This window comes from Nonomuraea sp. NPDC003707 (genome assembly GCF_053587055.1).
In genome coordinates this window covers 416,703-434,293 of record NZ_JBSFNK010000008.1, presented here as the reverse complement: position 1 = coordinate 434,293, position 17,591 = coordinate 416,703, and the positions used below count along the sequence as shown (strand labels likewise).

General features: G+C 71.3%; 14 protein-coding genes. 10 read left to right on the top strand and 4 right to left on the bottom strand.

Features of this window, described 5'->3' with window-relative positions:
* Positions 1 to 29: 29 nt before the first annotated feature.
* Positions 30 to 821 (top strand): aminotransferase class IV family protein, encoded by a 792-nt coding sequence (locus ACWDRB_RS23770; RefSeq protein ID WP_449896897.1) that lies wholly within the window; start codon positions 30 to 32, stop codon positions 819 to 821.
* Here the strand turns inward: ACWDRB_RS23770 and ACWDRB_RS23765 are convergent.
* Both ACWDRB_RS23765 and ACWDRB_RS23760 read right to left on the bottom strand, forming a co-directional pair.
* Entirely contained in the window at positions 794 to 1,714 is a 921-nt protein-coding gene (locus ACWDRB_RS23765; RefSeq protein ID WP_449896895.1) for a LysR family transcriptional regulator, read from the bottom strand. The genes ACWDRB_RS23770 and ACWDRB_RS23765 overlap by 28 nt on opposite strands.
* 91 nt (positions 1,715 to 1,805) lie before the next feature.
* Positions 1,806 to 2,489: an SDR family NAD(P)-dependent oxidoreductase gene (locus tag ACWDRB_RS23760; protein ID WP_449896893.1), complete on the bottom strand. Its 684-nt coding sequence runs from the start codon at positions 2,487 to 2,489 to the stop codon at positions 1,806 to 1,808.
* 227 nt (positions 2,490 to 2,716) lie between these two features.
* Here ACWDRB_RS23760 and ACWDRB_RS23755 point away from each other — a divergent pair, with 227 nt between their 5' ends.
* Together ACWDRB_RS23755 and ACWDRB_RS23750 are read left to right on the top strand one after the other, a co-directional pair.
* Positions 2,717 to 3,730, top strand: coding sequence for a zinc-dependent alcohol dehydrogenase (locus ACWDRB_RS23755; RefSeq protein WP_449896891.1), 1,014 nt, complete (start codon positions 2,717 to 2,719; stop codon positions 3,728 to 3,730).
* A gap of 244 nt (positions 3,731 to 3,974) precedes the next feature.
* Complete coding sequence (locus tag ACWDRB_RS23750) at positions 3,975 to 7,145, top strand: DUF7507 domain-containing protein (protein ID WP_449896889.1); 3,171 nt, start codon at positions 3,975 to 3,977, stop codon at positions 7,143 to 7,145.
* On the opposite strand, the gene ACWDRB_RS23745 is transcribed toward ACWDRB_RS23750, so the two are convergent.
* Positions 7,139 to 8,470: an MFS transporter gene (locus ACWDRB_RS23745; protein ID WP_449896887.1), complete on the bottom strand. Its 1,332-nt coding sequence runs from the start codon at positions 8,468 to 8,470 to the stop codon at positions 7,139 to 7,141. The two genes, ACWDRB_RS23750 and ACWDRB_RS23745, sit on opposite strands and share 7 nt — an antisense overlap.
* 169 nt (positions 8,471 to 8,639) lie before the next feature.
* On the opposite strand from ACWDRB_RS23745, the gene ACWDRB_RS23740 reads away from it, so the two are divergent.
* The 3 genes from ACWDRB_RS23740 to ACWDRB_RS23730 are packed head-to-tail and all read left to right on the top strand — an operon-like array spanning position 8,640 to position 10,207.
* Positions 8,640 to 9,545 carry a LysR family transcriptional regulator gene (locus tag ACWDRB_RS23740; RefSeq protein ID WP_449896885.1) on the top strand — a complete coding sequence of 302 codons (906 nt, stop codon included), beginning with the start codon at positions 8,640 to 8,642 and terminating at the stop codon, positions 9,543 to 9,545.
* Positions 9,546 to 9,589: 44 nt separating this feature from the next.
* On the top strand, positions 9,590 to 9,916 hold the full coding sequence (locus tag ACWDRB_RS23735; RefSeq protein WP_449896883.1) for a YdeI/OmpD-associated family protein: 327 nt from the start codon (positions 9,590 to 9,592) through the stop codon (positions 9,914 to 9,916).
* 39 nt (positions 9,917 to 9,955) lie between these two features.
* Positions 9,956 to 10,207, top strand: a complete 252-nt coding sequence (locus tag ACWDRB_RS23730; protein ID WP_449896881.1) for a prolyl oligopeptidase family serine peptidase — start codon at positions 9,956 to 9,958, stop codon at positions 10,205 to 10,207.
* Positions 10,208 to 10,219: 12 nt separating this feature from the next.
* Here the strand turns inward: ACWDRB_RS23730 and ACWDRB_RS23725 are convergent, their stop codons facing one another.
* Positions 10,220 to 11,317 carry a LacI family DNA-binding transcriptional regulator gene (locus ACWDRB_RS23725; RefSeq protein WP_449896879.1) on the bottom strand — a complete coding sequence of 366 codons (1,098 nt, stop codon included), beginning with the start codon at positions 11,315 to 11,317 and terminating at the stop codon, positions 10,220 to 10,222.
* Positions 11,318 to 11,515: 198 nt separating this feature from the next.
* Here ACWDRB_RS23725 and ACWDRB_RS23720 point away from each other — a divergent pair, with 198 nt between their 5' ends.
* The 4 genes from ACWDRB_RS23720 to ACWDRB_RS23705 are packed head-to-tail and all read left to right on the top strand — an operon-like array spanning position 11,516 to position 17,590.
* A complete protein-coding gene (locus ACWDRB_RS23720; protein WP_449896877.1) occupies positions 11,516 to 14,554 on the top strand; it encodes an alpha-mannosidase in 3,039 nt (1,012 codons plus the stop codon).
* Positions 14,551 to 15,831: an extracellular solute-binding protein gene (locus ACWDRB_RS23715; protein ID WP_449896875.1), complete on the top strand. Its 1,281-nt coding sequence runs from the start codon at positions 14,551 to 14,553 to the stop codon at positions 15,829 to 15,831. Before ACWDRB_RS23720 ends, ACWDRB_RS23715 begins: the two co-directional genes overlap by 4 nt.
* A complete protein-coding gene (locus ACWDRB_RS23710; RefSeq protein ID WP_355198688.1) occupies positions 15,828 to 16,745 on the top strand; it encodes a carbohydrate ABC transporter permease in 918 nt (305 codons plus the stop codon). Before ACWDRB_RS23715 ends, ACWDRB_RS23710 begins: the two co-directional genes overlap by 4 nt.
* Complete coding sequence (locus ACWDRB_RS23705) at positions 16,745 to 17,590, top strand: carbohydrate ABC transporter permease (RefSeq protein WP_355198690.1); 846 nt, start codon at positions 16,745 to 16,747, stop codon at positions 17,588 to 17,590. Before ACWDRB_RS23710 ends, ACWDRB_RS23705 begins: the two co-directional genes overlap by 1 nt.
* The last annotated feature ends 1 nt before the right edge of the window (position 17,591 follow it).

Genomic DNA, 17,591 nt, shown 5'->3' with positions numbered 1-17,591 from the left:
TGATCGCCACCTAAAGGGGGATATTTCAAATGTTTGCCGCTCAGCGCAACGGCCGTCCTGCGACCGCCGAGGAGTTGGCGCCGCTCGCCTTCGCGGGCTACGCGCATTTCACCGCCATGCAGGTGCGCGGAGGCCGGGTCCGCGGCCTCGACCTTCACCTGGAACGGCTGCGGCGCGCCTCGGTGGAGTTGTTCGGCCGTGCGGTGCCCGACGATCGGGTGCGCTCCTACCTGCGGGCGGCGCTGCGGGCCGGCCCGGCCGACGTCTCGCTGACGGCCACGGTGCATTCACCGGCGGGCGAGTTCACCGTGGCCGAGGGGGAGCCCGAGGTGCTGGTCCGTACGGGGCCGGCCGCCTCCGGTCCGGCGGGCCCGCTGACGCTGGCGGCGGTCGAGCACGAACGCTTCCTGCCCGCCGTCAAGCACGTCGGCGAGGTGGCCAAGACGTACGTCCTCCGCCAGGCCGCCGGCCAGGGCTTCGACGACGCCGCCTTCGTCGACCGCCGCGGCCGGCTCAGCGAGGGCTCGATCTGGAACCTGGCCTTCTGGGACGGCACCGCCGTGGTGTGGCCCGTGGCCGAGATGCTGACCGGGACCACGATGGCCGTCGTCCGCCGGCGACTCGATCACCTCGGCGTCCCCCAGCGCGCCCAGGAGGTCACCCTCGCCGACCTGCCCGCCCTGGCCGGGGCCGTGGTCATGAACTCGTGGACGCCGGGCGTGCCCGTCCACCGGATCGGCTCCGTGCCCCTGCCGGAGGCCGAGCCCTTCGTACGGTTGCTGCACCGCGCCTATCAGGCCGAACCGCCGACCACCCCCTGATCCGTCCCTTCCGCCCGGATGTCCAGGACCTCCAGGAACGCGGCGGCGGCCGGTGACGGGCGTCCCCTGCTCCAGATCAGGTGCTCCACTCGGGTGGGCGGGTCGCGGAGCTCGACGACGCGCACGCCGGGGAGTTCGGGCGCGAAGGCGGCGGGCATCATGGCGACGCCCAGGCCCAGCCGGACCAACCGGGCCATGAGGTCGGCGTTCGTGATCTCGAAGGCGACCTCACGGCTGACGCCGGCGGCGGCGAACGCCTCGTCCGACTGGGCGCGCGCGGCCGTGCCGGCGGGGAAGTCGACGAACACCTCCTCCGACAGCCGGTGCAGGTCCACGCCGGCAGCCTCGGCCGGCACTTCGGCCAGTGGGTGGCCGGGCGCCACCACCGCGACCAGCTCGCCCCGCGCCAGGACGAGCCCCCGGACGCCCTTCGGCCGCACGCTCGGCGGCAGCCCGAGGAAGGCGATGTCCAGGGCGCCCTGCCGGACCTGCTCGGCCAGCTCGTCGCTCGCCCCCACGCGCAGCGTGATCCGTACCTGCGGATGGCGCACGTGAAAGCTCTTCAGCGCGCTCGGCAGGTCGACCGCGGTGACGGTGGGGATGGCGCCGATGGCGAGCCGGCCGCGGAGCTCCCCTGAGGCCGCCGCCACCTCGGCGCGAGCCCGTTCGGCGGCGTCGAGGGCCTGCCGGGCGGCGGGCAGGAACGCCTCGCCGGCGGGGGTCAGCGTGACCCGGCGGCTGGTGCGGTCGAAGAGCCGGGCGCCCAGTTCCCGTTCCAGCCGGGCGATCTGGTGGCTCAGCGCGGACTGGACGACCCGGCAGCGCTCGGCGGCACGGGTGAAGTTCGCCGTCTCCGCCACCGCGACCACATAGCGCATCTGTTGCAGCTCCACGGATCAATCGTGGATCACGATCGCCTGGCGTGACAAATATGCGTCGGACTCATTGATCGTCCAGGTCTCCCGGAGGAGACCGGCCTGGGCGTCAGTAGGTGGCGCGGCCGCCGCTGATGTCGTAGACGGCGCCGGTGGAGAAGCTGACCTTGTCGGAGGCCAGCCAGGCGATCAGTTCGGCGACCTCCTCGGGCCGGCCGACGCGGCCCATCGGGATGAGGCTGGTGATGTGGGCCAGGGCCTCAGGACCGGTGGTGGCGTTCATCGGGGTGGCGATGACGGCCGGCGCGATGACGTTGGCCAGCACGCCGCTGGTGGCCAGCTCCTTGCCGAGCGACTTGGTCAGCGCGATGACGGCGGCCTTGGAGGCGGAGTACGGCGCCATGTTCGGGTTGCCGTCCTTGCCGGACATGCTGGCGATGTTGATGATGCGTCCCCACCCGCGCTCGCGCATGCCCGGGACGAAGGCGCGGCAGGTGTTGAAGGTGCCGTGCACGTTCACCTCGAAGGTGCGCCGCCAGCCGTCCAGCGGGATCTCCCACAGGGGCGCGTTGGGGCCGACGATCCCGGCGGAGTTGACCAGGATGTCGACCGGCCCGACCTCGTCGGCGGCGGCCTGCACGGCGGCGGCGTCGGTGACGTCGAGGACCAGGTCGGCGCCGTCGGCGATGTCGGCGGTGATGATCGAGACGCCTTCCTTCTCCAGCCGGAGGGCGGCGGCCTTGCCCAGGCCGCTGACGCCTCCGGTGATGAGGGCGGTGCGGGAGGAGGTCATGAGGTCCTTTCATTCCAATAGTTGGAACGAAGATTTATTTTATGGAAGTTGCTTGCGAGATTAGCCGATACTCACTTCCCGCAGGAAGCTCTCATGGAGCAGAACTTCCACTTTTCGGAACAGTGGTCTAGCGTTCGGAACATGTTGGTATCTGTACCCCGCCCCGGGAACCCCGTCCACCACGCCGACGTCAACGACCGGCGCCCGCAGAGCGTGGAGGCCCGGTAGTGCGCGCGCTGGTGCTGACCGGCCCGGGCAAGGCCGAGATCCAGGAGGTCGAGCCGCCGGTCGCCGCGCCCGGGCAGGTGGTCGTGGACGTCGAGCGGGCCGGGGTGTGCGGCACCGACATGGAGCTGTTCACCGGCGAGATGAGCTACCTGCACACCGGGCGGTCGTGGTACCCGCTACGCCCCGGCCACGAGTGGTGCGGTCGCGTGACCGACGTGGGCGAAGGCGTGGACGCCGGCTGGTTGGGCCGCCGCGTCACCGGTGACACCATGCTCGGCTGCGGGCACTGCGAGCGCTGCCGCGCCGACCGCCACCACGTCTGCGCCGAGCTGTCGGAGATCGGCATCAGCCTCGGCCGCTCCGGGGCGCTGGCCGAGCGGCTCGCCGTACCGGCGACGGCGCTGCACGCGCTGCCGGACAGCATGGACCTCACGCTGGGCGCGCTGGTCGAGCCCGGCGGCAACGCGTTGCGCGCCGTCCACGGCGCCGGCCTGCGGCCCGGCGAGCGGCTGCTGATCCTGGGCACGGGCACGATCGGCCTGCTGGCGGCGCTGTTCGCGCGCTCCCAGGGGATCGAGGTCCACCTGCTGGGCCGCGACATCGACGGGCTGTGCCTGGCACAGTCCCTGGGCTTCACGGGCACCTGGACCCGGCCGTCGCTGCCGGAGCTGCGGTGGGACGCCGTCATCGACGCCTCCAACGCGCCCGAGCTGCCCGCACTCGCGGTCGACCTCGTCGAACCGGCCGGCCGCGTGGTCTACATCGGCCTGGCCGGCACCCCGAGCACCCTCGACACCCGCGCGCTGCTCCTCAAGGACGTCACCGCCGTCGGCATCCTCGGCGGCTCGGCCGGGCTGGCGGGGACCATCGCCGCCTACGCCGACGGCTCGGTCGACGCCCGCCCGCTCGTGGCCGCCACGGTCGGCCTGGCCGAGACCGCCGACATCCTGGCCGGCCACCGCCCCGCCGACGCCGGACCGGGCCCGAAGATCCACATCGATCCCCGACAATGAGCCCGGCGATGCCGCACCTATCGGTCGCTGATCTCAGGACAGCCCGGCGGCTCCACGATCTCGACGCCGATGGGCGCCACGGCCCCCGCGTTCACGTCCGACGTGTAGCCACCCGGCACCGTCGCGTATGGATCCGGGTGACGTAGGGCGCGGCGGCCCGACATGAGTAGGGGCTACTCATGCGCGGCCGGGACCAGAAGCCGGACGATCCTCCGCAAGGCGAACTCTCCTGGAGGAAACGACCGTGAGCTTCAAACATGGAGCGAGAACGTGGCGCCGGCGGCTCGCGTTCGGGGCGATCGGCGCGCTGCTCGCCGCATCGATCCCGGCCCTGACCACGCCCGCCGCGGCGGCGCCGGCCCCGAACGTCTCGCTGACCTTCTCCATCGACTATCTCTTCCAGATCGAGAACCCGGACGGCGGAGGCCTGAAAGACGGGGACTACTACCCGAAAGTCCAGATCGCCGACGGGCCCATCGAGGTGGGCCCGCGGATCGAGGACGACGAGTTCTCGCCCAAGGGCCTGCCCGAGGCGCCCAACGGCTGGGTCTTCACCAAGTCGGACCTGCCCGGTGACAAGCCGACCGTGGACATCACCGTCAGCTTGTGGGACTGGGACAGCGCCCTCAACACCAATGACGACAGGATGGACATCAGCCCTCAGCCCCAGGACATCGAGCTGAACCTCGTCTACGACTTCCGCTCCCGGTCCCTGTCGGGGGACGGCATCGTCTTCGGCACGCCGTGCATCGATTCCACCGGCGACTTCAAGGGCCAGAGCTGCGTCGAGGGCAACGGCGACCACGGCTTCCCCAAGGACAACGACGGCAGGAGGACCAGGCTCGGCATCACGGTCAGCACCGATCTTCCCGACACCGACCAGGACGGCATCCCGGACATCGTCGAACTCTCGGGGATACGCGACCGCAGCGGCACGGTTCTCGCCGACCTGCCGGCGCTGGGCGCCGACCCGTGCCGTAAGACGATCATCCTGCAGGTCGACTACATGGCCGACGGCAGGCACTCCCACCAGCCCAAGGGCGACGCGATCACCCTGGTCAGGAACGCCTTCAAGAACGCTCCGGTCCGAGCGGCGAATCCGTGCCCGTACGGCGCACGCCCCGACGGCGTCGACTTCGTCTACATCCCGGGCGCGCGGCTCAACGAACAACCGGCCATCGGACTGGTCAACGACACCGAGTTCGTCTCCGCTCGCAACGACCACCTCCGCCATGAGCTGTCCCCGTACGCGCACTATGCGATCTTCGGGCACGACCTCATCGTCAGCCGCGAGGACGGGGACAAGACCGAGCCGGGGATCTCAGGCGAGTGCTGCGAGTTCCAAAGGGACAACAACAAGGACTTTCTCGTCACCCTCGGCTCGTGGCGGACCACATGCGTGGCGGACTTCGGCGTCGACTACGGCGGCGACGGCGTCCTGCAGACGAAGCCGGCGGGCGACGACAAGATGGTCGGAACAGCGATCCGGGTGGGCGGCGACGGCACCTGCGACACCACCAGCGCGCACCGCACCGACGTGCAGGTGCTCGACACCGGAACGGGCAAGGCCGACGCCGAGGTCGGCACCGTGCAGGACCAGGCCGGCACCCTCATGCACGAGCTCGGGCACGCGCTCGGCCTGGCCCACGGCGGTGCCCTGCCCCAGGGCGACGACACCGACGACAACTTCAAGCCCAACTACCCCAGCGTCATGAACTACTTCTTCCAGTCGGGCATCCCCAACAGCCCGCCGCCCCTGCTCGTCAACGACATCGGGATCTGGAAGACCGGGGCCACCCGCATCGGGTATTCGACCGGGAAGCTTCCCGACCTGGTCGAGAGCTCGCTCCTGGAGAGCAACGGGATAGGCGACGGCACCGACTACACGTTCTGGATGACCGACAACCTCGCCCACCCCGACAGCTCGGTCAGGCCCTGGCGAGCGGGGATCGGCAACGGACCGCTCAACTGGAACGACAACACCACCACGGGCACCGGCGTCCCGATCATCGACCCGACCCGGGTGAGCGTGGACATCAACGGCAGCGGCGACAAGACCACCCTCACCGATCACGACGACTGGGCGGCCGTCAGGTTCCGGGCCGGCAACTCGCCCGACAGCAAGGGGCGAGCCTGCAGCAGCTACCCGGTGAGTGCGCCGACCTGCAAGGGGACCGGCGGAAGTCCGGAGAGCGAGCTCGACTTCGCCACCGTGCTGCGGCAGGAGGTCTCCTTCTTCAACCAGTACGACCCCGACATCGCCACGACCAAGAGCGTCGACAAGCGCGACGCCGAACCCGGTGACACCCTCACGTACCAGGTGAAACTCGACAACGTCGGCACCGGCGCGGCGACGGCGATCGGGCTGACCGACACCCCGCCCGGCGGCGCGGCCCAGACGCGACAGGTGCCCTACCTCGGCCCGGGAGTGTCCACGACCGAGACGTTCACCTACGCGATCCCCTGCGACACCGCCAACGGGACCGTCCTGACCAACACGGCCACGGCGACCGCCAAGGACACCGGCGGCGGAGCCGAGGCGAACACGGCGAACAACACCGCCAAGGCCGAGACCGCCGTGCACGCCCCGAAGCTCACCCTGGCCAAGACCGCGCCGCGGACGGTCAACGCGGGCGAGGCCATGACGATCGACCTGAAGGTCGTCAACGCGGGCAGCGGCACCGCCACCGATGTGACCCTCACCGACACCCTCCCGGCCGAGGTCGCCTACAGCCGGGCCCTCGACCAGGGCAGCGGGCCCAAGCCCTCGTCGGTGACCGCCAACCCGGACGGCACGACCACGCTCACCTGGTCGCTCGGCTCGATCGACGGCGGAGCGACCTCCGGTGTGCGGTTCACGGCACGGCCCAGCCTGCTGTTCGCCGCCGGGGACGAGCTGCCCGACGCCGCCTCGGTCTCGTACCGGAACGGCAACGGATGCGTCTACGAGCCGGTGACCGCGACGGCCTCGACCACCGTCACCGAGGTGCCGCCCACCCGTAACCCGTGGCCGCAGCTGTCCTGGCAGCTGCACCCCGACCGGCAGAGCGCCGAGTTGCTGGCCCGGATCCAGGCGACCGACTCCCGCTTCGACGGGGCCGACGGCTCGGCCCCGGACGGCGCGCTCTCCCGGGCCGAGGTGAACGCGGTCTTCGGCCTCTCGATCAGGCAGCCGGACCTCCTCCGAGCCCAGCTGCTGACGGCCTACCTCAACCTAGCCGACCGGCGGATCAACGCGGCGACGAAGATCTCCTCGCTGGTCGCCGCCACGCTGGAGCTGAGGTCGGTGGCCCAGGCCGCCCGCCACGCACAGGCCACGCTCCTGCTGCCGGACGACCTCGCGCACCTGCTCACGTACACCAAGGCGACGACCGTACTGACCGAGATCAACCTCAACCTGAGTGAACGCTACTGAGCCGGACGGCCCGCCGCGGCGACCCCGCGGCGGGCCGGGTCCCAGTCCTGGCCGCGCCACCAGGTGACGAGCAGGCCGCCGGCCAGGACCACGGCCGCCACGACGCGGTAGCCGGCGCTCATCCCGTACGTGGCCATCACCGTGCCCATGACGGCGACCCCGACCGCGCTGCCGAGCTCGCGGGTGGCGCTGTTGAGCCCGGAGCCGAGCCCGGCCCGCTCGCGCGGCAGCGCCGCCATGATCTCGTACGAGAGCACCGGCAGGCACACCCCCATGGCCGCCCCCATGACGACCAGGCCGACCGCGTACACCGGGTACGGCATGGCCGCGTCCGCGAACGACAGCAGCGCCGGCCCCGCCACGATCCCCGCCAGCCCGGCCGGTACGGCGGGCCGCGCGGGCAGGCGGCCCGACAGCCGCGACAGGACGATCATGGGGATGACGAGCGGCACGATGGCCACGCCGGTGACCAGCGGCGAGAAGCCCTTGACCTCCTGCAGGAAGCGGGCGTTGACGAAGAACATCGCGAACAGCCCGAAGAACGTCACCGCCACGCCCAGCGTCCCCGCCCGCAGCCGCGGCAGCGCGAACAGCCGGGGGTCGAGCAACGGCCGCGGCGCGCGGAGCTGGTGCCCGACGAAGACGCAGAACAGCACGGCCGCCACGCCGAACGCCGACAGCACGAGCCCGCTCCCCCATCCGGCCTCGGGCCCCTCGATGACCCCCGCCAGCAGCGCCACGGACGCGGCCGTGAGCAGCACCGTCCCCGGCAGGTCCAGCGGGGTCGACGCCAGGCGGGGCGCGCGCGGCACCAGCACGGCGACCAGCACCGCCAGCACTCCGGCCAGCAGCACCGGCACGCCGAACAGGGCCCGCCACGGCAGGTACTCCATGACCGCGCCGCCGCCCACGTTGCCGACCACCCCGGCGGCGCCGGTGGCGGCGGTCCACGCGGCCACGGCGTGCCCGCGTTCGGCGGCCGGGTAGACCCCGACCGTCAGGGCCAGGGAGGCGGGCATCACCAGGGCCGCGCCCGCGCCGCTGAGCGCCCTGGCGGCGATCAGCGTGCCGACGTCCGGTGCGAGCGCCGCCAGCAGGCAGCCCGCCGCGAACACACCCAGGCCCGCCAGCAGCACCCCCTTACGGCCGAACCGGTCGCCGGCCGCTCCCGCGGGGATGAGCAGGCAGGCGAAGACGATGACGTACGCGTCCACGATCCAGAGGATCTGGGACGGTGACGGGCGCAGCTCGCTCGCGGCGAGCGTGGGGATGGCGAGGTTGACGGCGGCGACCAGGGCGACCGCGAGGATCACGGAGGAGGCCATCAGGGCCATGATCCGCGTCCTGGCGGGATGACCGGTTTCTAACGTCGATGCGGGCATGCGAAACCCCCGGATTGTGGAGATGGGTGATGAGTCGAGCGGAGGCCTCCCGCGGAATTCACCGTAAACTCGATCCTGACTTGACCTCAAATGCATCTTTTTCAGGTGATATATGCGTCAGACGCAACCCAGCCTGGACCTGCTGATCGCGCTGGACGTCCTGCTGGAGGAGGGCAGCGTCTCGGCCGCCGCGCAGCGGCTGCACCTGTCGGAGCCGGCCATGAGCCGCACGCTCGGCCGCATCCGCAAGGCGATGGGCGATCCCGTGCTGGTGCGCTCGGGACGGCAGATGGTGCCCACGCCGCGGGCGCTGGCCGTCCGGGACGAGGTGCGGGCGCTGGTCGAGGCGGCCAGGAAGGTGTTCACGCCGCCGGGCCGGCTGGACCCGGCCACGCTGGTACGGCGCTTCACGATCCTGGCCTCGGACGCGGTGATCACGGCCATGAGCGTGGCGCTGCTGACGGAGGCGGCCGCGTCGGCTCCCGGGGTGCGCTTCCACTTCATCCCCGAGGGGTACGGCGACGCGCGGGCGCTGCGTGACGGGAGCGCGGACCTGGAGGTGACCGTGATCTCGGACCCGGCGCCGGAGACGCGGGTCGAGCCGATCATGGCAGACCGGGCGGTGGGCGTCGTCCGTCCCGGGCATCCGCTGCTCGACGGGCCGGTCACGGCGGAGCGGCTGGCGGCGGCCGAGCACGTGATCGCCACCCGGCGGGGCCGCGACGAGGGCCCGGTGGACGAGATCCTGGCCGGCATGGGGCTGACGCGCCGGATCGCGGGCTCGGTGCCGACGTTCGAGGCGTCGCTGCTGGTGGTGCGGCAGTCCGACCTGGTGGGGATGACGCCGGAGCGGCTGACCCGGCCGCTGGTGGAGGCTCTGGGGCTGGCGACGTTCCCGATCCCGTTCGCGTTGCCGGAGATGACGCTGTCGCAGGCGTGGCATCCCCGCTACGACGTGGACCCCGCGCACGTGTGGCTGCGCGACCTCGTACGCGAGATCCTCGGCCGGCACCGCTGATAAGTGCTCAATCGATGAGCACTTTGACCGGGAGGATGGGACGCATGATGATCCTCGCGGACGCCGCCGCATGGCGGAGCTGGCTGAACGGCCACCACGACTCCATGACCGAGGCCTGGCTCGTCCTGGCCAAGAAGGGCACGAACGACCCCACCAGCCTCACCTACGAGCAGGCCCTGCAGGAGGCACTGTGCTACGGGTGGATCGACGGCACGGCCCGCCGCCGCGACGAGTCCACCTACTGCCAGCGCTTCAGCCCGCGCCGGCGACGCAGCTCCTGGTCGCGGCCGAACGTCGCGCGGGTCGAGCGACTGCGGCGCGAGGGCCGCATGCGCCCGGCCGGCCTCGCGGCGTTCGAGCAGGCCTTGTAGAGATCGTTGTTGGTGAGCTCGGGGGCACCCTTGACCGGCGTGGCGAGCACCGTACCGGACAAGAGCGCCAGGCCGGCGGCCGTACCGCTGCAGCCGGCGATCTCCCCTGACGGCCGCCGAGTCGCCTACATGGTCACCACCGTGTACTTCCACCGGGCCCTGCGGCGGTTCGGCGTCGAGCACCAGTTCGTCGTCTATCCCGGGGAAGGACACTCCATCCAGGACCGCGACCACCAGCTCGACCTGCTCCGGCGCACCCGTGCGTGGTTCGACCGATGGCTCGCCGGCTGAGCCACGCGGCGATCACGCGCCGGGCGGTGGGGCGGTGCTGCCGCGGACGACGAGCTCCGGCGTCGGGGCCTGGACCGCGCGGGGCTCCGGGCGCTCGGCCATCGTGTGGAGCAGTTCGGTCGCCGTCAGCGTGCCCAGCGCGTACGTGTCGCGGGTCAGGGCGGTGATCGGGGGATGCGGCAGATGGGTGAGGATGGAGTCGTCGAAGGACACGATGGACACCTCGCCGGGCACCGGCACGGCCATCTCGGTGGCCACGCCGAGCCCCGCGGCGGCCATGACGTCGCTGTCGTAGATGATCGCCGTGCACCGCGGGCTCGCCTCCAGGAGGCGGCGGGTGGCCGAGGCGCCCTGGGTGTCGGAGTAGTCGGTGGCCACGCTGGCGATGTCGATGCCGAGGCTCTCGCGGGCGTCGCCGATGGCCCGCAGGCGGCGGCGCGTGTGCTGGTAGGACGGTATGCCGCTGACATGGCCGATGAACCGGTGGCCGAGCGCGGCGAGATATTCGAGGATGCGGGTCATCGCCGCGTGGTCGTCGACCCAGACGCTGGTCAGCGGCAGCGTGGCCCCGTGGCCGCCCAGGATGACGGCGGGGACGCGCAGGTCGGCGACGAGCCGGGGCCGGACGTCGTCGACCGTGAGGTCCAGCAGCACGAGCCCGTCGACCCGGTTCTCGGCGGCCCAGCGGCGGTAGACGGCCACCTCCGCCTCGGTGTCCTCGACGATGAGGAGCTGGGTGGCGATCCCCTCGTTGGACAGGCGGGACTGCAGGCCGGACAGGAAGTGAGCGAAGAACGGCTCGACGCCGAGCGTGCGGGCCGGACGGGCGATGACGATGCCGGCCACGTCGTTGTTGGCCCCCTTGAGGGCGCGGGCGGCGCGGTGCGGGCGCCAGTTGAGCTCCTCGGCGACCTCGAGGATGCGCTTGCGCGTGGCGTCGCTGATGCCGGGGCGGGCGTTGAACGCCAGCGACACCGCCGACACCGAGACCCCCGCCAGCCGCGCGATGTCGGTGCTCCTCAGCCGGGCCGGCGCCGCGCCCGCCAGGGACGCGGGAGGCTCGGACGAACCGTCTGAGTCCTGAAGCGGAACCTGGTCGTTCGGCGGCATCGATCCTCCATGGCGGACAACCGTCGTTATGCAAACTTGATGAGCCCCCGGGTGACCGCAGCACCTAAAACGTATTAGTCTGCGGTCGCTTGCTGATCATAACGTACTAAAACGTATTAGGCCGATTGTGATACCTCCGCTACGGAGAGGTACGAGATGCACAACCACCTCAGCCGCACGCTAGAGAGGCTCGCCCGCGTGCGGCGGGAACGGATTCAGCCCCGGCTCCACACCCGGCTGGGCGGTGTCGAGGTCGAGGCCTGGACGGTCCCGGACGACGGCGAGCCGGTGCGCGCCCGCCATGCCCTCGGGCTCGAACCCGACGCCGGCCGGGCCGCCCCCGCCTACCGCCCCTTCCCCCTGGGCGCCGCCTGGGGCGAGGCCTGGGCCACGACCTGGTTCCGGATCCGGGGCACGGTCGACCCGGGGCAGGACGGCCCGATCGACCTGGTGCTGGACCTGGGCTGGTTCGACCACTCCGTGGGCGGTCACTGCGAGGGCCTGGTCTTCACCCCGGACGGGACGATCGTCAAGGGCCTGCACCCCCGCCAGTCCGACATCCGGTTACGAGGTCACGGGGCCGATCTGGTCGGCGCCGACGGCTCGTTCGTGCTGTATGTCGAGGCGGCGGCCAATCCCCTGCTGCTCGGCCTGCCGCCCTTCGTCGTCACCGAGCACGGCGAGAAGGGCGCGCAGGAGCCGTTCGAGCAGTTCAGGCTGCGCCGCGCGGAGATCGCCGCGTTCTCGCCCGAGATCCACGCGCTGTGCTGCGACCTGGACGTGGCCGGCGGCCTGGCCGCCGAGCTGAGCGCGGACGAGCCGCGTCACTGGCGGCTGCTGCGCGCGATCGAGGAGGCCCTGGACGCCTACGACGAGGCGGACGCCGAGGCGAGTGCCGGGCGGGCGCGGGCGATCCTCGCTCCCGTCCTGGCCACGCCCGCGCACGCCAGCGCCCACCGGATCACCGCCGTCGGGCACGCGCACATGGACACGGCGTGGCTGTGGCCGCTGCGCGAGACGGTCCGCAAGCTCGCCCGTACGGTCTCCAACGCGCTCGCCCTCCTCGACGCCGACCCCGGCCTGGTGTACACGATGTCGGCGGCCCAGCACTTCAGCTGGCTCGAAGAGCACTATCCGGAGCTGTTCGAGCGGCTGCGGCGCTATGTCGAGCAGGGCCGGTTCGTGCCCGTCGGCGGCATGTGGGTGGAGGCGGACGGCGTCATCCCCACCGGCGAGTCGATGGTGCGCCAGCTGACCTACGGCAAGCGCTATTTCCTCAGCCGCTTCGGCCGCGAGCCCCGCGAGATGTGGCTGCCCGACTCCTTCGGCTACTCGGGCGCCCTGCCGCAGCTGGCCCGCAGGGCCGGGTCCCGCTGGTTCCTGACGCAGAAGATCTCCTGGAACGACACCACGGTCTTCCCGCACCACTCCTTCTGGTGGGAGGGCATCGACGGGACGCGCATCTTCACCCACTTCCCGCCCGCGGAGACGTACGCCGCCGAGGTGACCGCCCGTGAGCTCCATCACGCGGTCGCCACGTTCAAGGACAAGGCGATCGCCTCCCATTCGCTGCTCCCGTACGGCTACGGCGACGGAGGCGGCGGCCCCACCCGGGAGATGGCCGAGCGGCTGCGCCGTTTCGCCGACCTGGAGGGGGCGCCACGCGTGATCTCCAGGACCCCGGCGGAGTTCTTCGAGGAGGCCGAGTCCGAGCTGCGCGAGGCCGGGGCGCTGGAGCCGGTCTACCGGGGCGAGCTCTACCTGGAGCTGCATCGGGGCACCCTGACCTCGCAGGCGGAGATGAAGCGGCACAACCGGCGCTGCGAGTCGCTGCTGCGGGCGGCCGAATACCTCAGTACGGCGGCGAGCGCGCTGCGCGGGGCGCCGTATCCGCGTGCGGAGCTCGACGAGATCTGGCGCACCGTGCTGCTGCACCAGTTCCACGACATCCTCCCGGGGACGTCGATCAGCTGGGTGCACCGCGAGGCCCGCGACACCTATCAGGCGCTGGAGGAGCGCCTGCACGACCTGATCAAGCAGGCCGGTGCGGCGCTGGGCGGCGAGCGGGCCGAAGGCGGGCTGCCCCCGTTCGTCACGCCGGCGAGGCCGGGCGCGCAGGCCGTCGAGGTCTCCGACGGCGAGGCCGGCGCCACCGTGCTGGACGACGGCCTGCTGCGGGTCGTGGTGGACGGCGGCGGCCACGTCGTCTCGCTCCTCGACCTGCGCAGTGGCCGGGAGGTCGTCCCGCCCGGCCGCCGCCTCAACGAGCTGCAGCTCTTCCGCGACGAGCCGGTGCGCTGGGACGCCTGGGACGTGGACCGCCACGTGCTGCGCCACCCCCGGGCGCTCGACGACGTCACCAGCCGCAGGGTGGTCCGCAGCGGGCCCGACGCCGGCGTGGAGGTGGTCCGGCGGACCGGCGCGTCCACGGTCACGCTGACCATGTGGCTGCGGGCCGGCACCGGGCGGTTCGAGACCGAGTGCGCCGTGGACTGGCAGGAGCGCGAACGCCTGCTCAAGGTCGCCGTCCCGGTGCGGGTCCTGGCGCGGACCGCGCGCTTCGAGACCCAGTACGGCTACGTCGAACGCCCGCTGCTGACCAACACCGCGACCGAGGAGGCGATGTTCGAGGCCGCGATGCACCGCTACGTGCACGTGGACGACGGCGACTTCGGCCTCGCGATCGTCAACGACACGATGTACGGGGCCGACGCCCGCGCCGACGGCGACTCCACCGTCGTCCGGCTCTCCCTGCTGCGTGGCGCGCGCTTCCCCGACCCCCGCGCCGACCTCGGCACGCACACCTTCCGATGGGCGGTGCTGCCCGGCGCGGACGTGCCGGGCGCGGTCGAGGCCGCGTACGCGTTCAACGCGCCCGACCTCACCGGCCTGCCCGCGCCGCTGATCCGGTTGGAGCTCCTCACCGGCCACGCGCTCGTCGACTGGGTGAAGCAGGCCGACGACGGCTCCGGCGACCTGGTTGTACGCGTGTACGAGACGCGGGGCGGACGGGCGAGCGCCCGGCTGAGCTGCCACGAGGAGCTCGGCGCGGGAGCCGTCGTGTGGGAGACCGACCTGCTCGAACGGGAGCTCGGCGCGGACGAGGACCTGCCCGTGGCCCTGGGCCCGGCGGGCGCGCGCCGTCCCGTGGGCGAGGCGCGGCTGGACCTCGGCCCCTTCCAGGTGGCGACCCTGCGGATCGCCACTCATGCATCACTCAAGGAGGATGTCCAATGAGAACACGGACTTGCGTCGCGGCGCTGGCCCTGGGATCGCTGCTGCTGTCCGGGTGCGGTGACGGCGGAGCGACGCCGCAGGCCTCGGGCGGGGCGCTGACGGGATCGATCAAGTTCCAGACGTGGAACCTGAAGAACGAGAAGTTCACGCCGTACTTCACCGAGCTGATCGCGGCCTTCGAGAAGGAGCACCCGGGCACGAAGATCGCCTGGGTGGACCAGCCCGCCGAGGGCTACCAGGACAAGCTGTCGGCCGACGCCGCGGCGGGGGCGCTGCCCGACGTCGTGGACATGGGCCCCGAGGCCGCCTACACGCTGGCCCAGGCCGGGGTCCTGCTCGACCTGAACAAGGCCGACCCCCAGGCCAAGAGCCAGTACCTGGACAAGGCGTGGCAGGCGATGACGTTCAGCGGGCTCGGCGGCGGGACCTACGGCTACCCGTGGTACCTGAACACCGGTCCGGCGTTCTTCAACACCGCGCTGTTCAAGAAGTGCGGTCTCGACCCGGCCAAGCTGCCCGCCACCTACGACGAGCTGTTCGACCAGGCCGAGACCATGGCCAAGAACTGCTCGGACGTGTCGATGATCGCCCGGATGCCCGTCATCGAGATGTTCGGCGAGTACGGCGTGCCCCTCATGGACACCGCGGGCAAGCAGTTCACCTACAACGACGCCAAGGGCGCGGAGTTCGTCGAGCGCTTCCGCAAGCTGTTCGCCAGCAAGGGCCTGACCCAGGAGGCGCTGAACAACCTGCAGACCAAGGAGGTCGAGGAGTTCAAGGCCGGTCGGCTGGCGTACCTGTCGGGCAGCTCGTACACCCTCAACGACCTGAAGGACACAGCGCCCGAGATCTACAAGACGCTCGGGATCGGGCCGCGGATCAGCAACGCCGCCCCCAACATGTACATCGAGTCGCTCGTCGTGAACGCCGCCGGCAAGAACCAGCCGCTGGCCACGGCCTTCGCCAAGTACGTCACCAACACCGCCAACCAGCTCGCCTTCGCCAAGAAGGCCTCGGTGTTCCCCTCGTCGGCCGGGTCGATGGACGACGAGTACTTCACCAAGGACGACGGCGACCCCGCCACGAAGGTGCGCCTGGAGAGCGCCGACCAGGTCAAGAAGGCGGTCGTGTGGTGGCCTCCGGCGTTCTCCGGCTCGGCCGACGCCGACACGCTGCGCGAGCAGATCGCCCAGGCGCTGCTGGGCAAGAAGTCGGTGCAGCAGGCGCTGGACGAGTCGGTCAAGTACTCCAACGAGCGGCTGGCCGCGCACGGATGACCGGCTCCGCCACGCACGACGAGGGCAGCGCGCCGGCGACCCATCGCTGGCGCCTGACCCCGTGGCTGTTCCTGCTGCCGGCGCTGGCCGTCATCGTGGTCCTGGTCCTCGTGCCGTTCCTGAACACGCTGCGCCTGGCGTTCACGGACTCCACCCTGCTCAGGACCGGGGAGTTCACCGGGTGGGACAACTTCCGGCGGATGTTCACCGACGAGCGCTTCGGCACCGCGCTGCTGAACTCCACGCTCTACACGGTGTGCGTGGTGCCGCTCATGGTGGCGCTGCCGCTCGTGCTCGCGTCGCTGCTGAGCGGCGCCGGCCGGCTGATGGGCTTCTTCCGCACCACGATGTACCTGCCGGTGATCATGTCGCCGGTCATCGTCGGGCTGATCTGGACGAACATGCTCGACAAGCGCGGCCTGGTGAACGAGCTGCTCGGCACGCTCAAAGCGGTCGCCGCGCCGGTGCCCTTCCTGACCGACCGGTGGCTGCTGCTGTTCAGCGCGATGTTCGTCACCGTGTGGATGGGCCTGGGCTACTACATGGTCATCTACCTGGCCGCGCTGGCGAACATCGATCAGAGCCTGTACGACGCGGCGGCGATGGACGGCGCGGGCCCGATACGCAGCTTCCTCAGCGTCACCGTCCCGGGCGTGCGTTCCACGATGGGCCTGATCGGCGTGCTGTCCTCGGTGGCGGCCTTCCGGGTGTTCGGCGAGATCTACGTGCTCACCGACGGCACCGGCGGGGTCGGCGGCGGCGATCTCACGATGACCATGCTCATCCAGCGCGAGGGCACCGGCCTGCAGGCGCGCACCGGATACGCGGGCGCGATCAGCCTGGTCATGTTCGTCATCCTCGGCGGGCTGCTGGTCGCGCAGCTCGTCCTGCAACGCAAGCAGAGGTCCTCCTGATGTCCGGTCCGTCCGCGCGACGCCGCATCGCGGCAGGCATGGTCGTGCGCTACCTGATCCTCCTGCTGATGGCCGTGCTGCTGGCGGGCCCGCTGCTGTGGCAGGTCTCGCTGTCGCTCAAGGGAGCCGGCGACGCGCTCTACACGCGACCGCCCGAGCTGCTTCCCGGCCATCCCACGCTGGGGAACTTCGCGACGGTGCTCGACCGCGTCCCGGTGCCGCACTACCTGCTCAACTCCCTGCTCGTGGCCGCCATGGCCGTCACCGGCAACGTGGTGGGCGCCACCTGCGCCGGGTACGCGCTGGGCAAGCTGCGCTTCCGCGGCCGCGGGGTGGCGGCGGCCATCTGCGTCGCGGCCCTGCTCGTCCCGGCCGAAACCGTGCTGATCTCCCAGTTCCTGCTGGTCAGGGCGGCCGGGCTGGCCAACACCCTGCTGGGGGTCGTCCTGCCGACGATCGTGGCCGCCCTGAACGTCCTGCTCATGCGCAACGCGTTCCGCAACCTGCCGGCCGAGTTCGAGGAGGCGGCCATCGTCGACGGCGCCAACGCCTGGCAGCGGTTCATCCGCGTCTCCGTCCCCCAGGTCAAGGGCGTCATCACGGTCGTGGCGATCTTCGCCTTCGTCGGCTCGTGGAACGACTTCCTGTGGCCGCTCATCGTGCTGTCCGACGAGGACAACTACACCCTCACCGTCGGGCTGAACCGCCTGCGCGGCACCTTCTACGACGATCCGCGCCTCATCGCGGCCGGCACGATCATCGCCCTGGTTCCCATCGTCACGTTCTTCGCCATCTTGCAGCGCTACTTCTTCCGCGGGCTCGAAGCGGGAGGCTTGAAAGGTTGAA

Excerpts from the sequence above, each read along its gene's own strand:
- ACWDRB_RS23745 (WP_449896887.1), bottom strand. The coding sequence starts at position 8,470 with ATGGCCTCCTCCGTGATCCTCGCGGTCGCCCTGGTCGCCGCCGTCAAC.
- ACWDRB_RS23735 (WP_449896883.1), top strand. The coding sequence starts at position 9,590 with ATGATGATCCTCGCGGACGCCGCCGCATGGCGGAGCTGGCTGAACGGC.
- ACWDRB_RS23705 (WP_355198690.1), top strand. The coding sequence starts at position 16,745 with ATGTCCGGTCCGTCCGCGCGACGCCGCATCGCGGCAGGCATGGTCGTG.
- ACWDRB_RS23725 (WP_449896879.1), bottom strand. The coding sequence starts at position 11,317 with ATGCCGCCGAACGACCAGGTTCCGCTTCAGGACTCAGACGGTTCGTCC.
- ACWDRB_RS23715 (WP_449896875.1), top strand. The coding sequence starts at position 14,551 with ATGAGAACACGGACTTGCGTCGCGGCGCTGGCCCTGGGATCGCTGCTG.
- ACWDRB_RS23760 (WP_449896893.1), bottom strand. The coding sequence starts at position 2,489 with ATGACCTCCTCCCGCACCGCCCTCATCACCGGAGGCGTCAGCGGCCTG.
- ACWDRB_RS23710 (WP_355198688.1), top strand. The coding sequence starts at position 15,828 with ATGACCGGCTCCGCCACGCACGACGAGGGCAGCGCGCCGGCGACCCAT.
- ACWDRB_RS23770 (WP_449896897.1), top strand. The coding sequence starts at position 30 with ATGTTTGCCGCTCAGCGCAACGGCCGTCCTGCGACCGCCGAGGAGTTG.
- ACWDRB_RS23740 (WP_449896885.1), top strand. The coding sequence starts at position 8,640 with ATGCGTCAGACGCAACCCAGCCTGGACCTGCTGATCGCGCTGGACGTC.